Annotated in this window: 12 protein-coding genes; 10 read left to right on the top strand and 2 right to left on the bottom strand. The window is 46.0% G+C overall.

The features are described from left to right. Positions 1 to 36 precede the first annotated feature (36 nt). Positions 37 to 870, bottom strand: coding sequence for a dihydropteroate synthase (gene folP, locus GGE08_RS07905; RefSeq protein ID WP_179384355.1), 834 nt, complete (start codon positions 868 to 870; stop codon positions 37 to 39). Positions 871 to 965: 95 nt separating this feature from the next. Between folP and GGE08_RS07900 the strand changes: the two genes are divergently transcribed. From GGE08_RS07900 to GGE08_RS07870, 7 genes are all read left to right on the top strand, one after another. Beyond that, positions 966 to 1508: a DUF1599 domain-containing protein gene (locus GGE08_RS07900; protein WP_179384354.1), complete on the top strand. Its 543-nt coding sequence runs from the start codon at positions 966 to 968 to the stop codon at positions 1506 to 1508. Further along, positions 1505 to 2599, top strand: a complete 1095-nt coding sequence (locus GGE08_RS07895) for a BT_3928 family protein (RefSeq protein WP_179384353.1) — start codon at positions 1505 to 1507, stop codon at positions 2597 to 2599. Before GGE08_RS07900 ends, GGE08_RS07895 begins: the two co-directional genes overlap by 4 nt. Positions 2600 to 2636: 37 nt before the next feature. Next, positions 2637 to 2990, top strand: a complete 354-nt coding sequence (locus GGE08_RS07890) for a four helix bundle protein (protein WP_179384352.1) — start codon at positions 2637 to 2639, stop codon at positions 2988 to 2990. A 164-nt stretch (positions 2991 to 3154) separates the two neighbouring features. After that, the gene (gene tpiA, locus GGE08_RS07885; protein ID WP_179384351.1) at positions 3155 to 3904 is read left to right on the top strand and encodes a triose-phosphate isomerase; all 750 of its coding nucleotides are present in this window, start codon (positions 3155 to 3157) and stop codon (positions 3902 to 3904) included. 10 nt (positions 3905 to 3914) lie between these two features. Next, the gene (prmA, locus tag GGE08_RS07880; protein ID WP_179384350.1) at positions 3915 to 4742 is read left to right on the top strand and encodes a 50S ribosomal protein L11 methyltransferase; all 828 of its coding nucleotides are present in this window, start codon (positions 3915 to 3917) and stop codon (positions 4740 to 4742) included. 23 nt (positions 4743 to 4765) lie between these two features. Then, positions 4766 to 5041 (top strand): ATP-dependent Clp protease adaptor ClpS, encoded by a 276-nt coding sequence (locus tag GGE08_RS07875; protein WP_179384349.1) that lies wholly within the window; start codon positions 4766 to 4768, stop codon positions 5039 to 5041. Positions 5042 to 5192: 151 nt separating this feature from the next. Further along, entirely contained in the window at positions 5193 to 5795 is a 603-nt protein-coding gene (locus tag GGE08_RS07870; protein WP_179384348.1) for a hypothetical protein, read from the top strand. Between the two features lie 55 nt (positions 5796 to 5850). Here GGE08_RS07870 and GGE08_RS07865 read toward each other — a convergent pair whose 3' ends face one another. Further along, positions 5851 to 7458, bottom strand: a complete 1608-nt coding sequence (locus tag GGE08_RS07865) for an amidohydrolase family protein (RefSeq protein WP_179384347.1) — start codon at positions 7456 to 7458, stop codon at positions 5851 to 5853. 173 nt (positions 7459 to 7631) lie between these two features. Between GGE08_RS07865 and GGE08_RS07860 the strand changes: the two genes are divergently transcribed. From GGE08_RS07860 to GGE08_RS07850, 3 genes are read left to right on the top strand one after another with little or no spacing between them, the layout of a single operon-like run. After that, positions 7632 to 10424 (top strand): TonB-dependent receptor, encoded by a 2793-nt coding sequence (locus GGE08_RS07860; protein WP_257023972.1) that lies wholly within the window; start codon positions 7632 to 7634, stop codon positions 10422 to 10424. Beyond that, positions 10424 to 11752: a DUF4249 domain-containing protein gene (locus GGE08_RS07855; RefSeq protein WP_179384346.1), complete on the top strand. Its 1329-nt coding sequence runs from the start codon at positions 10424 to 10426 to the stop codon at positions 11750 to 11752. Before GGE08_RS07860 ends, GGE08_RS07855 begins: the two co-directional genes overlap by 1 nt. An 11-nt stretch (positions 11753 to 11763) precedes the next feature. Then, positions 11764 to 13533: a carboxypeptidase-like regulatory domain-containing protein gene (locus GGE08_RS07850; protein WP_179384345.1), complete on the top strand. Its 1770-nt coding sequence runs from the start codon at positions 11764 to 11766 to the stop codon at positions 13531 to 13533. Positions 13534 to 13542: the final 9 nt, after the last annotated feature.

Raw genomic sequence — 13542 nt, 5'->3', positions numbered from 1 at the left:
TTTTTGTAAAATTAGCAAAAATAGCAGAACCTCAAATTAGAGTGAATTCTCTTTTAAGACCTCCACAAGTTTAACACATTCCATGGCTTCTTTTACATCGTGTGCCCTAATTATGTTCGCACCTTTCAATAGGGCTATGGTGTGCAGTGCCGTGGTGCCGTTAAGCGCTTCCTGTGGAGAAGATTCCAAAACCTTATAGATCATGGATTTCCGGCTCAGACCGATTAAAATGGGCAAACCAAAGGTTTGGAACAGGTCCAGATGGTTCAGCAAGGTGTAGTTCTGTTCGGTGGTCTTGGCAAAACCAAACCCAGGGTCAATAATGATGTCGTTGATTTTTTTGGAGGTGGTTTCCCGTATTTTCTCGGAAAAATAGCTTCTCAAATCCTTGATCACATCCGAATAGGTCGCCTGTTTTTGCATGGACTGTGGGGTACCTTTCATGTGCATCATAATGTAGGGCACTTGATAGTTGGCTACCGTATCAAACATAGCAGCGTCCAAATTCCCTGCCGAAATATCGTTGATGAGGGCAGCGCCGTGTTCAATGCTCTCCGCAGCTACCTTGCTTCGGAAAGTGTCCACAGAAATCAAGGTGTCCGGAAATTTAGTTAAGATAAGGTCGATCACGGGAAGCATCCGTAGCAATTCTTCATCTTCTGTAACATGTTCGGCCCCTGGGCGCGAACTGTAAGCGCCCGTATCAATAAAGGTGGCACCGTGATTCAGCATGTATTCCACTTGCTGGAGAATGGAAGTTTCGTCCTTATACTTGCCCCCATCAAAAAAAGAATCGGGCGTAAGGTTGAGGATGCCCATTACTTTAGGTCTTGTAAGATCTACCAGTTCGCCTTTGCAGTTTATGGTCATAAAAAATATCTGCTTTGTTGGGTTTCATTATCTTTGGCAAAATGCGCTTGGCGATGGCCAAGTTGGACGAAATTTACGCAAATTAGCAACAATACATGCAGCAGACTTCCCAACAATATGACGCGGTGATTCAAACCTGCCGGGAATTGTTTTCAAAAAAGGCAAAGGATTATGGCACCGCATGGCGCATCCTAAGGTTACCCTCGCTCACCGATCAGATTTTTATTAAGGCGCAACGGATTCGAGGTCTTCAGCAGAATGATGTACGCAAGGTGGACGAAGATGAGCGTTCCGAGTTTATCGGAATCATTAATTACGCTATTATGGCTTTGATTCAAATACAAAAAGGAGTAGTGGAGCAGCCAGACCTAACGGCAGAAGAGGCCATTGCCTTGTACGATGAACAGGTGGCCATCACCAAAAAGTTGATGGAGGACAAAAATCACGATTACGGGGAGGCTTGGCGCGACATGCGGGTCAGTTCACTCACGGATTTGATTCTGCAAAAATTGCTCCGTGTAAAACAGATTGAAAATAACAAGGGCGCCACCTTGGTAAGCGAGGGGGTGGATGCCAATTATCAGGATATGGTCAACTATGCGGTTTTTGCTATGATTCACTTAAACGAAGAAGAATGAAATATTTGGTCTGGATATCAAGGATTATTGTTGGTGTGCTGTTTATTATCAGCGGTCTCATCAAGTTGAACGACCCTATGGGGTTTTCATTCAAACTGGAAGAATACTTTAGCCCCAGCGTGCTGGATTTGCCATTTTTAACGCCCTTGGCCTTGGGGATTTCCATCTTTGTGGTCATTGTTGAGGTTATTTTGGGTGTTTTGCTGTTGATTGGGTTTAAACCAAAGTTTACCGTTTGGAGTCTGTTGTTGATGATTGTTTTCTTCACCTTCCTCACCTTCTATTCCGCCTATTTCAATAAAGTGACGGATTGTGGGTGTTTTGGGGATGCCATCAAACTAACACCATGGGAATCTTTTACTAAGGATGTCATATTGCTGGTGTTCATTCTGATACTTTTTTACGGTAGAAAGTACATCACGCCCCTTTTCGGCCCAAAAATCAACTGGTCCATTGGAGGCGTGGCTTTATTGGCTTGTATATTGTTCGCCAACCATGTATTGGCCCATTTGCCTGTTGTAGACTTTAGACCCTATAAAATTGGTGCCAATATCCAAGAAGGCATGTCAGTTCCCGAAGATGCACCCCAACCCGTGTACGAATATGCCTGGCGATTTAAGGTGAACGGAGAGGAACAGATTTACATTACCCAAGGGGATTACCCTTCTGTGGATGGAGAATTTATTGATGTGGAAACCACCGAAATCCAAAAAGGGTATGAGCCCCCCATTCACGATTTCACGATTGAGCAAGAAGGACAGGATTATGCCTCACGGGTTTTGGAAGTGGAAAAATTGGTAATGGTCATCGCTTACGATTTGGCCAAGAGCAATTGGGATGCTTTTGAAGAGGTGGCCAAAGTGACTTCAGAAGCCAAACAAAAGGGATATAAGGTCATTGGTATGTCCGCTTCAAGTAGTGATATGGCCAATCGGGTTGTGGATACCTACGGACTGGACTTCAAGTTCTTTTTCACCGATGAGACCACCTTGAAGACCATTGTCCGATCCAATCCGGCCATTCTGGTGCTCCACAAAGGAACCATTAAGCAAAAAGTACATTATAACGATTTTGACGAGCTTAAGTTTTGATGTTTATTGTTGTTCTGTTATTATGTTCTGATGTAAAATGGGTAGGATAGATAGATTTGAAGATTTAGAGGTTTGGCAAATTTCGAGAGAGCTATGTCGATTGGTTGAAGATTTTTTCCAAACCACCGAGCTAGGAAACAACTATGCGTTGCGCAATCAAATGGAAAGAAGTTCAGGTTCGGTCATGGACAATATTGCCGAAGGTTTTGGAAGAGGTGGCAATAAGGAGTTTCATAATTTTCTGAGTTTTTCAAAGGGTTCATGCACAGAGTTGAAATCCCAATTTTACCGCTCTTTTGACAAAAAGTTGATTGGTGAGGAAGACTTTCAAAAAGCTTTAGCCATGACAGACCATTGTACGAACAAAATCGGTGCGTTGATGTACTATTAAAGAAATAGCAAGATCAAAGGACAAAAATTCAACAATAGAACAAAAGAATAGCAACTTACACCAAACACCAAACACCGAACACCGAACACCAAACACCAAACACCAAACACCGAACACCAAACACCAAACAAAGAACCAAACCGTATAACATAATAACAGATATCATGAGAACAAAGATTGTGGCAGGAAACTGGAAAATGAATAAGAACCTTCAGCAAACCGAGGAACTGCTGGCCGAGCTCTCCGCCAAACTACCCGATACCGATGCTGACGTAATTGTGGCACCGACCTTTGTGAATCTTCAAGCTGCAAAGCAGGCCTTACAAGATTCAAAGATTCAGGTGGCGGCACAAAACATGCACTTCGCTGAAAGTGGTGCGTACACCGGTGAAATCTCCGCCGATATGTTGTTGGGCTTGGATGTGGATATCGTCATTCTTGGGCACTCCGAAAGGCGCGCCTATTTTGGCGAGGATGATGCTTTTTTGGCCAAAAAAGTGAAAACGGCTATAGAAAAAGGACTTAAGGTCATTTTTTGCTTCGGGGAGGAATTGGACGACAGGAAATCCGGTAATCACTTTTCCGTAGTGGAAAGCCAATTAAAAAATGCATTGTTCGAACTTAAAGCCAGCGCATGGAGCAAGATTGTGCTTGCCTACGAGCCTGTTTGGGCCATTGGTACGGGAGAGACCGCAAGTCCCGAGCAAGCGCAAGAGATGCACGCTTTTATTAGAAAAACCATTGCCGATGGGTTCAATTCGTCTATCGCCGAGGATGTTTCCATTTTATATGGTGGTAGTGTGAAACCAGGGAATGCGAAGGAAATATTTTCCAAACCCGATGTCGATGGCGGACTCATTGGAGGTGCTTCATTGGTTGCCAAAGACTTTACGGATATTATCAAGGCCATTTAATACTTAAACATTGGTCTATCTCGAATACGATTTTAAGGTCAGTCCGCTCCAACCCGCAACAGATATGCTCATTGCGGAGTTGGGGGAGTTGGGCTTTGAGAGTTTTGTGGAAACGGAAACAGGGCTTTTGGCCTATATGCTCAAATCTGAATGGCAGGACCACAGCTTGGAAGACCTTTTTGCATTCCAAATCCCAGAAGTAAAGATTAGCTGGACCCGAAAGGAAATTGAGCAGCAAAACTGGAATGCGGAGTGGGAGAAGAATTTCCATCCCATTCTCGTGGGGGACCGCTGTATGGTGCGCGCACCGTTTCATCAACCCTTGAAAGTGGATTACGATATTGTTATTGAACCAAAAATGAGCTTTGGTACAGGACATCACGAAACCACCCACATGATGCTTCAGCATATATTGGACAATGATTTTGAAGGAAAAACTGTATTGGACATGGGCTGCGGCACCGGAGTGCTGGCCATTTTGGCCAAAAAACGGGGAGCAACGGACGTAGAGGCCATCGATATTGATGAATGGTGCTTTTTGAATACTCAAGAAAACGTGGAGCGCAATGATTGTTCGGATATCAAGGCATTTCAAGGGGACAGAGGTTTGCTTAAGGGCAAAAAGTACGACATCATCCTGGCCAATATCAACCGGAATATTCTTTTGGAGGATATCCCTATCTATGCAGATTGCCTCAAAAACGGCGGAACCTTATTTTTGAGTGGCTTTTATTTGGCGGATTTGGATGCAATTTCCTCAAAATGTGCTGCATATGGTTTGGAATTTGAAAAAAATCTGGAGAAGAACAACTGGGTTGCGGCAAAATATGTAAATTAGAAAGACATAAACTGCAATAGATTATGGGCACTAGAGAAAAAGAGTTGGAAGATGTTCTTCTGGAAGAAGAAATCACTAAAGAGCACGAAATAGTACTTTTTAACGATGACGTCAACACTTTTGACCACGTTATAGAAACCCTTATCAATGTGTGCGAGCACACGCCCGAACAGGCAGAGCAATGCTCGTTGATTGTGCATTACAATGGAAAATGCACGGTAAAGACCGGCGAATACTCATTCCTGAAACCCAAGTGCAGTAAGTTGTTACAGGCAGGATTGAGTGCAGAAATCGTGTAATACATTTTTAAGTTGTAGCTTTTCCATAAATTAATACTGCAAACCAAAAATTCATGTATTCTTTAGCTTGAATTGAATTATCTTGCCGTCCCAGTCTTTACATATAGCCTAAACAATCAAAAACCAACCCGATAACCACCCATTCTGCAAGATGAGTGAATTTTTTAAGGCTGAACTCAAAGACCGTTTTTTGGAATATGCCCTGGACCGCAATGATTATTTTGAAGTCCAGACCCTCTATGATGAATTTTTGCGTCCCAATTATAGTCTGGACTATGTGCAGAAATTGGTCAAGGAAATACAAGAGTACGATGAGAGCCTACTGGATGTAATGGGGGGCAATGGTTCGGATATTTTTATGCTGGCTTCCACGGCAACCACCCAGGACTTTTTGGAGGAGGGGGGCTTTATGCATCTTTATGTAAAGGAAGAAGAAAAGTGGGATACGTTTTTGGAACACTTATCCAGTACGCCCAAATTGACCAAATCAGAAAAAAAGCTCCTCAAACAAAATAACCCTCAACTTAAAAGGGAAAAGTTTATGCTTTTTGGTCTAATTGGTGCCGTGGCCATCAGTTTCTTGTTTACACTGATAAGTATTTTCAACGAAACCTTGTTAAAACCGGAATACGTTCCTGCGGATGAGTTTCAACGAAAAATGAATCAATTGCAAGAGCAGTACATCTTGGAAAACGAACGCCTTAAGTTGGAGCTTAGGGAGGCCCAGCGAGTGTTGGACTCGTTGGAAAAATAGGATAAAAAAAGACCGTGGGGAAAGTCCACGGCCTATTTTTTTGGTGCATATTGCCTTAGGGCTTCATTCCGGGCTGTACAATTTTATAATTGGATTCGGCCTTCGCCTTTTCCACGATTTTTTTCACATCTTCCAATAGTTTTTTGGCATCGTAAATAATGCCATCTTTAATGGTATATTTTACCCCACCAACCCTTTTCACCGTATTGTCTTCTTGCAGTTGGATGGCACCCGTACCATAGAGTGCCTTCAGGTTGACCAACGGATTCTCTTCAACAATCACAAAATCTGCCAGTTTCCCTACTTTAATGGTTCCGATCTCATCTTCCAGTCCAAGTGCTTCGGCACCGTTCAGGGTAGCAGCCTTGATTACTTCCAGCGGATGAAAACCAGCCTCGCGCAAAAGTTCCATTTCCCGTGGGTAGGCAAACCCATACAATTGGTAGATAAAACCGGCATCGGTGCCTACGGTAATACGTCCGCCCCGATTTTTGTATTCGTTTAAAAATGTCATCCAAAGCCTGTAATTTTCTTTCCAGTCCATTTCCTGCTCCGTGCCCCAATAGTGCCAGTAGGAACCATGGGATTGCCTGCTTGGTGCATAAAATTCCCAAAGGGAGGGAAGGGTGTATTCCTCATGCCACTCTGCCCGCCTTGCCCTTTGCAGATCGCGATTGGCTTCGTAGATCACCATGGTGGGGGAGATGGAGAAATCCAACGAGATCAACTCATCCATTACGGCATTCCATTTGTCAGAATACGGTTGGGCCGCCTGTGCCCATAGTTGTCCTGCCTCCCCAAAACGATCTTGCTCGTTTTGGTAGTTGTAATCCAGGGAATAGTCCTGTACCGTCCTGTCGTCGAACAAAGCTTCGGGCAATCCGTACCAGTGCTCCATGGAGGTAAGTCCAGCCCGGGCACTGTTCAGCACGTTCCAACGGCCCACATACAGTTGGGCATGGTGTGTTTTGGAACGTAGGCCCAATTTTTTGTTTTCGTCCAACGCTGCGGTCATGACCTCGGGCAGTCCTCCGCCAAACTTGATGCCATCCGCACCTTTTTTGGCATTGGCGCGCACCCATTCCCGAGCCGCTTCGGGGGTTGTAATATCATCTCTGGTGCGTTCACCGGTCAAGCTGCTACCGAACCAAGTATACGCCTCAATCCGCGGCGCTGTGATTTCATTTTTATTGCTTTTTTCTTTTTGGTCCAGCACCCAATCAATGCCATTTCCCGAACCAGGATCACAAATGGTCGTGATACCGTGGCCCATCCAAAGTTTAAAAACATATTCTGCAGGGGTACCTTGCGAACTCCCGCCAATATGGGCGTGGGTATCCACAAACCCCGGTAGTAGGTACATGCCTTCGGCATTCAGCTCCTTGCCGCCCTCTTTGAGTTTGGGCCTGCCCTTTGGGTCAATCGCCATTCCGGGAAAACCGACAACCTTAACAGAAGCAATGCGGTTGTTCTCCACTACAATATCCACGGGACCAATAGGCGGGGACAGGGTACCATCGATTACCGTAACGCCGCGAATGATGAGTTGCGACCAAGGTCCTTCTCCTTCCGCTCTTGGAGGTGCTTTCTCAATTTGTGAATAGGAATGGAGTCCAAGCAAAAGGCAGATACATAAAAGGGAGTGTAGTTGAATTGTTTTCATAGGTTGGGTTGATTGGTGCTATATGCAGTAGCGCTATTTGATAAACTTCTAAATTATTTGGTCCAAAAGGTGTGAAAATTCAATTTTTTAAAGAAATCCTCAATTTTTTCTAAACTAAATTAAACAACTTATTGATTTATTTTTAAATTCATCAAAGCTAATTCGATAATTCTTTGGGACTTCGTATCAAATTGTACTCTTTTTTTAAAAAGGGAAGTTGGTTTGCCATTTTCTTGATGGTGCAATCGATGTTTTCCCAAAACACGGAGATCAGTGTTTCGCAGGAAACACAAAACCCTCAGGAATTCTTCCAAGAATTACAGGAAAAATCAGGATATACCTTTTTCTATCTCCAAGATTGGATCGATGGGTTGGAACTGCCGGAAAATATCCCCAACGCTTCCCTATCCGAGATTTTGGACACCCTTTTATCCGATACATCATTGAACTATTACATCTTGGAAGAAGAAAAACGGGTGTTCCTGTTGCAGAATACCATCATTTATGATGAACTGCCCCTAAGTTTCTATCAACAGAGCGATACCATTTTACAGTCCCAGACCGCCGAGACCCGGGGCAACCTTCCGCCCCCGACCTTTTTTCAGGATGAAGTTGTACAACGGCAACAACAATTGCCCGTTGCCCGTGTGGGGCGTGCTGACGAACGGGACCTGAGGTCGAGCTACCGCTTATCGGGCCGTGTGCTCAATGCGGAAAATGGTGCGCCCATCCCGGACCTTGCCATAAGGAGCGGCGGACGAGTGGCCGTGACCGATGAACGTGGGGCCTATGAACTGGAACTTCCCGCAGGATACAATCTGGTCTCCACCAGTGCGATGGGAATCCAGGATTCGGAGCGCGAGGTGATCATGTACAACGATGGCACCTTGGATTTTGTGCTACAGGAAAGTTTGGAACAGTTGGAAGAGGTGGTGGTGGAGGCCGATGCGGTGAGCAACGTGGAGGATGCCATTTCGGGCAGCGAGGAAATCAACTCCGAAGAAGCCAAGGACATTCCGTTGGTGCTCGGGGAAAGAAACATTTTGGAAGTGGCCAAGGCACTTCCCGGCATATCATCGGCAGGCGAGGGGGCCACGGGCCTGAACGTAAGAGGGGGCAAGACCGATCAGAACCTAGTGCTGCTGGACGATGCGGTGCTGTACAACCCCACCCATTTTTTTGGCATTTTTCAGGCACTCAATCCGTTCACCACCGAAAAGGTGAACATCTACAAGGGCGCCGCGCCCATGGAGTTCGGGGGAAGGCTTTCCTCCGTGCTGGATATCGAGACCAAGAACGGGAATACCGAAAAAATATCAGGGGAGGGCTCCATTGGGCCCGTGACCGGAAACCTAGCCCTGGAGATTCCATTGAAAAAGGACGTCTCTTCCCTGGTGATAGGAGGCAGGGGCGTGTATGCCGATTGGATATTGAGGTCCTTGGACGAAGAGTCATTGAGCAACAGCGAAGCCTCTTTCTTTGACGGCATCGTTAAATACCACCATAAGTTCAACGAGAACAGCGAGATCAGGGGCACCGCTTACTACAGCCGTGACAATTTCAGCATCACTTCCGATTCCTTGTACAATTACAGCAACCGATTGGGCTCGCTCCGCTGGGCGCACAAGCTCAACCAGAACACCACTGGGGTACTTACGGGAAGCTTTAGCAGCTATAATTTTGGGATTGACTACGAAGGCGAAGGGAACGGGAACTTTGAGCTGGACTATACCATCAACGAATCCGAGCTCAGGTACAAACTGAATACCCGATTGAACAGTGCCCATACGTTGGATTATGGTCTTTCGGCAAAATTTTATTCCTCACTGCCGGGCGATGTGAGGCCATCAGGGGAGAATTCCAATATAGCCCCCGTTTCCATAGACAGGGAGCAGGCTCTGGAGGGCGCTCTATTTATTGGGGACGAGTTCCGGGCATCGGACAGGCTGTTGTTCAACGTCGGGGTGCGCTATGCCTTTTATGCGGCCTTGGGCGAAGGAACTCAAAATACCTATCAAGATGGTGCCCCACGAAACCGGTCCACCGTTCAGGACACGATATCCTACGGCTCAGGAGAATTCATTGAAACCTATGGCGGGCCAGAGGCACGGTTTTCCGCACGGTACTTGATAACGGACGATTTTTCGGTAAAGACCAGCTTCAACAATTCCTATCAGTTTATACATACGCTGTCCAACAATACCACGGTATCGCCCATCGATACATGGAAACTATCGGACCTGAACATAGCGCCCCAAAGGGGATATCAGGCCACCTTGGGATTCTTCAAAAACTTCAACGACAATATGTACGAACTCAGCCTGGAGGGATATTACAAGCGTATGGAGGACGTGCTGGACTTTAAAACGGGAGCCGACCTTTTGCTGAACGAGAATGTGGAGACCGAGGTGCTCCAAGGCCAGGGGAAAGCCTACGGTGTCGAATTCCTGTTGCGGAAAAACCGTGGTGATTTCAATGGGTGGCTCAGTTATACCTACTCCCGTTCCAAATATCGGTTCGATGGCAGTACTCCTGAGGAGCGCATCAATGACGGCGAGTTTTTTCCGTCCAATTTTGACAAGCCCCACGACCTGAGCATCATCGCCAACTATAAGTTTACCCGGAGGTACAGCGTTTCGATGAACTTTGCCTATCAGACCGGGCGTCCGGTGACCTTTCCGGTGGGAACCTTTAGGTTCAACAATGCCGACTTTGTGGCTTTCAGCGATCGGAATGCGTTCAGGATACCCGATTACTACCGTTTGGACCTGGGCATCAATATTGAGGGCAACCATAAAAAGAACAAGTTGGCCCACAGTTTTATCACCATTCAGGTGTACAACGTGCTGGGCAGGAACAATCCATATTCCGTATTTTTTGTGACCGAAAACGGGGAGGTAAAGGCCCTGCAAAGCTCCATTTTTGCCATGCCCATTCCCTCCATAACCTATAATTTCAAGTTTTGATGAATCGCGCTAAGATCATATATCGAATCATGTTGAGCTGGGTTCCTTTGTTGCTTTTGGGTGCCTGTGTGGACGAATTGGAGATCGAGTCCTTGGGCAATGATGAGGAGGCACCTCCTCTGGTCATAGAGGCTGTTCTTACCGATGAGGTCATCAACCAAAAAGTATTTCTGAGCAGGAGCAGCCAACGCTTGGATTTGGAGACAGATACGATTTACAACCCGAATGTTCCCCTTGGCAGGGGCACTAGGGATTCCGTGGATGCGGAAAGCGGGGCCACAGTGCGCCTTTTCGGCGATGATGGAACGACATATGATTTTTTTGAGAGTGAAGCTGGCCTGTACCAGTCCGACCAAGCTTTCGCGCTGCAATTGGGGACCGATTATACCTTAGAGATCATAACCCGAAATGGAAACGAGTATGCATCGGACCCTATTACGGTTCCAGGAAGGTCCGAATTGACCAATCTATATGCGGAAAGGGCCACCAATGACAACGGGGAAGAGGGCATTGCCATTTATGTGGACAGTGAACCACGAGAAGGCGATACCCAGTTTTACAGGTACGCTTATGAGGAAACCTATAAAATCGTATCACCACTTTGGTCGGCTAACGAGTTCAGGTTAACGGATTATGACCCGTGTGCATTGCCCAGTCCTACTTATAATCTATCGGTCGTACCCAAGGAAGTGGAAAATAGGGTTTGCTACAATACCGTTGCGTCCAACACCATTATACAGTTAAGTACTGCTGGCAATCCAGGAGGTGATATATCCAAACATATGGTCCGTTTTATCGGAAAGGATAATTTTATCATTTCGGAACGTTACAGTATTCTGGTGCAGCAGCAGGTACAATCTGCCGATGCCTTTTCCTTTTACTCCAATCTGAACAATTTTTCACAATCGGAAAATATATTTTCCCAGGTACAGCCCGGGGCCATTTATGCCAATGTGTTCCGAAAGGACGGGACCACCGAGAATGTATTGGGCTATGTAAGTGCCGTTGGGGTATCGGACCAGCGGTTGTTCTTTAATTTTGAAGATTTTTTCCCTGACGATGAGCTTCCGGAATTTCCGTTCAATTGTGTTTATCAATCCCCACCGGAGTCACATCCTTCCTATTGTAGTCAAAATCCGGGGCCCAATCCATGTCCGCTATCTATTATAGAAAGAGTAGATCTGGGAACCATCAGCTATTTTTCAACCTATGATGAAGCCTTGGTGCCCTTCGCGTCCTGTCCCAGCGATTATGTGGTGGTTCCACGGATATGCGGTGACTGCACACTGTTGGGCAGTAATGTTGAACCTGATTTTTGGATAGAATAACCGCGAAGATTATGAAAACACAATGGATACTTTTTTGGGTTATCGCATCCTTGGCCTTTCAAGTCAAGGCACAATATGTCATAGGCAGTGTGGAAGAATTAAATAATCTCAAAAGTCTGCCGCAGGAAAAGGTCTATCTGCACCATACAGGCCCCATCGTGTTTACGGGAGAGTATCTGCATTATGCTTTTTATTGTTTTAATGCGCAGAACAACCGGGCCAGTGACATCAGTTTTACAGGCTACGTGGCCTTGGTCAATCAAAAAGGGGAATACGTGCTGGAACAAAAGGTGCGGTTGCAGAATGGCCTGTCCCACGGCGACTTTTTTGTCAACACCGATGTTCCTTCGGGAAACTACAAACTGTTAGGGTATACCCAATGGATGAAGAACAACGGATTGGAACAGGTCTTCAAGGATGATCTGGTCATCATCAACCCCTACCAACAAGATCAGTCACAACTGATGTCCACTTCCTTGGAAGAGGAAAGGCGCGTTATAGAAACAACACGACCTGTGGATTCCTCCATGGTGCAGATAAAACTGTCAGAAAAAAGGGTGGGCACCCGAACAAAAGTCAGTTTACAGTTGGTTAACTACAAGGCCAAGCTGGGTCATGGGACTTACACCTTAAAGGTTCGAAAAAAGGATGAAATCAGAACAGGGCCGGCCGAAAACGCCATTTCCTATGCCCGTTCCTATTTTGATGTGAAGGGCGAGCTGGACAAGAAGGTGGGCGACAGTCTTTTCCTGCCCGAGCAGCGCGGGGAACTCTTGTTCGGCAAGGTGACCGACCCACAGGGGAACCCATTGCCCGATGCCAAAATAGTGGTTTCCGTGCCGGGTGAGGGTTTCTTGCTCAAATTCGCCACCACCGATGCACAGGGGAGCTTTTATACCTATCTGAGAAAGGACTATAAGCAGGACAGGGCCATTATCCAGCCCACCGATCATACACAGGATGTTCGGGTATCCTTCGGTACCTTGCCGAATCTGGATGCTTCGGGACTTGTATTTGGTGATTTTCGCTTACAATCCAGTGCTATTGAAGCGATAAAAAAGCGCAGTATTTACAATCAACTGGAAAACCAGTTCTTTTCTGCAAAACCGGATTCCGTTCTTTTGGGAGACCCTGTAGACCCTTTTGATGGGGGAATACCCAATACCATTTATTTGGACGATTATACACGTTTCCCCACCTTTCAGGAAACCTTAGTGGAAGTCTTTAATTTAGCAGGCTACAGGAACAGTAGTAGTGGCAGTGATTATATCCGGATTGCACAGGATTTTGAGAAGTATACCGAGGAGGCCAATAGTTACCCGGCCATTGTGCTGATCGATGGGGTATATATTCCCGACCATGAAAAGATAAAGAACTTTGATGCCCGTAAAATTGAATCCATCAGTACCGTTCCTGATCAGTTTGTGATGGCGGGCAAGGATTACCAAGGGATTATGTCGGTCAAGACCATTGCGGGCGATTATTTTGAAGAGTACACCCCAGAATATGGGATCAATGTGCCCATAAAAAAGGCCCAGCCGCAAAAAAATTATTTTGAACAACGCTACGGCGTCGAAGAAAGCGACCAAAATCATATCCCCGACTACAGACGGATTCTCTTATGGGAACCACAGGTGGAGATTTCGGATGCGGAGCTGCAGTTTGAGTTCTACACTTCGGACCTTTCCGGGGAATTTGAAGTAGTTTTGGATGGATTCACCAGCTACGGAAAGCCGATTTCGGTGTATGAGACCATTCTGGTGCAAGATGACAGCCAATAACCTAAATTC

It is taken from the genome of Allomuricauda sp. ARW1Y1, assembly GCF_013407935.1.
Taxonomy (GTDB): domain Bacteria; phylum Bacteroidota; class Bacteroidia; order Flavobacteriales; family Flavobacteriaceae; genus Flagellimonas.
The sequence above is the reverse complement of the archived record's forward strand: the minus strand, read 5'-3'. Positions and strand labels throughout refer to the sequence as shown.

Coding starts and splice junctions, on each gene's coding strand:
- folP (WP_179384355.1), bottom strand. CDS start 870: ATGACCATAAACTGCAAAGGCGAACTGGTAGATCTTACAAGACCTAAA.
- GGE08_RS07900 (WP_179384354.1), top strand. CDS start 966: ATGCAGCAGACTTCCCAACAATATGACGCGGTGATTCAAACCTGCCGG.
- GGE08_RS07895 (WP_179384353.1), top strand. CDS start 1,505: ATGAAATATTTGGTCTGGATATCAAGGATTATTGTTGGTGTGCTGTTT.
- GGE08_RS07890 (WP_179384352.1), top strand. CDS start 2,637: ATGGGTAGGATAGATAGATTTGAAGATTTAGAGGTTTGGCAAATTTCG.
- tpiA (WP_179384351.1), top strand. CDS start 3,155: ATGAGAACAAAGATTGTGGCAGGAAACTGGAAAATGAATAAGAACCTT.
- GGE08_RS07875 (WP_179384349.1), top strand. CDS start 4,766: ATGGGCACTAGAGAAAAAGAGTTGGAAGATGTTCTTCTGGAAGAAGAA.
- GGE08_RS07870 (WP_179384348.1), top strand. CDS start 5,193: ATGAGTGAATTTTTTAAGGCTGAACTCAAAGACCGTTTTTTGGAATAT.
- GGE08_RS07865 (WP_179384347.1), bottom strand. CDS start 7,458: ATGAAAACAATTCAACTACACTCCCTTTTATGTATCTGCCTTTTGCTT.
- GGE08_RS07855 (WP_179384346.1), top strand. CDS start 10,424: ATGAATCGCGCTAAGATCATATATCGAATCATGTTGAGCTGGGTTCCT.
- GGE08_RS07850 (WP_179384345.1), top strand. CDS start 11,764: ATGAAAACACAATGGATACTTTTTTGGGTTATCGCATCCTTGGCCTTT.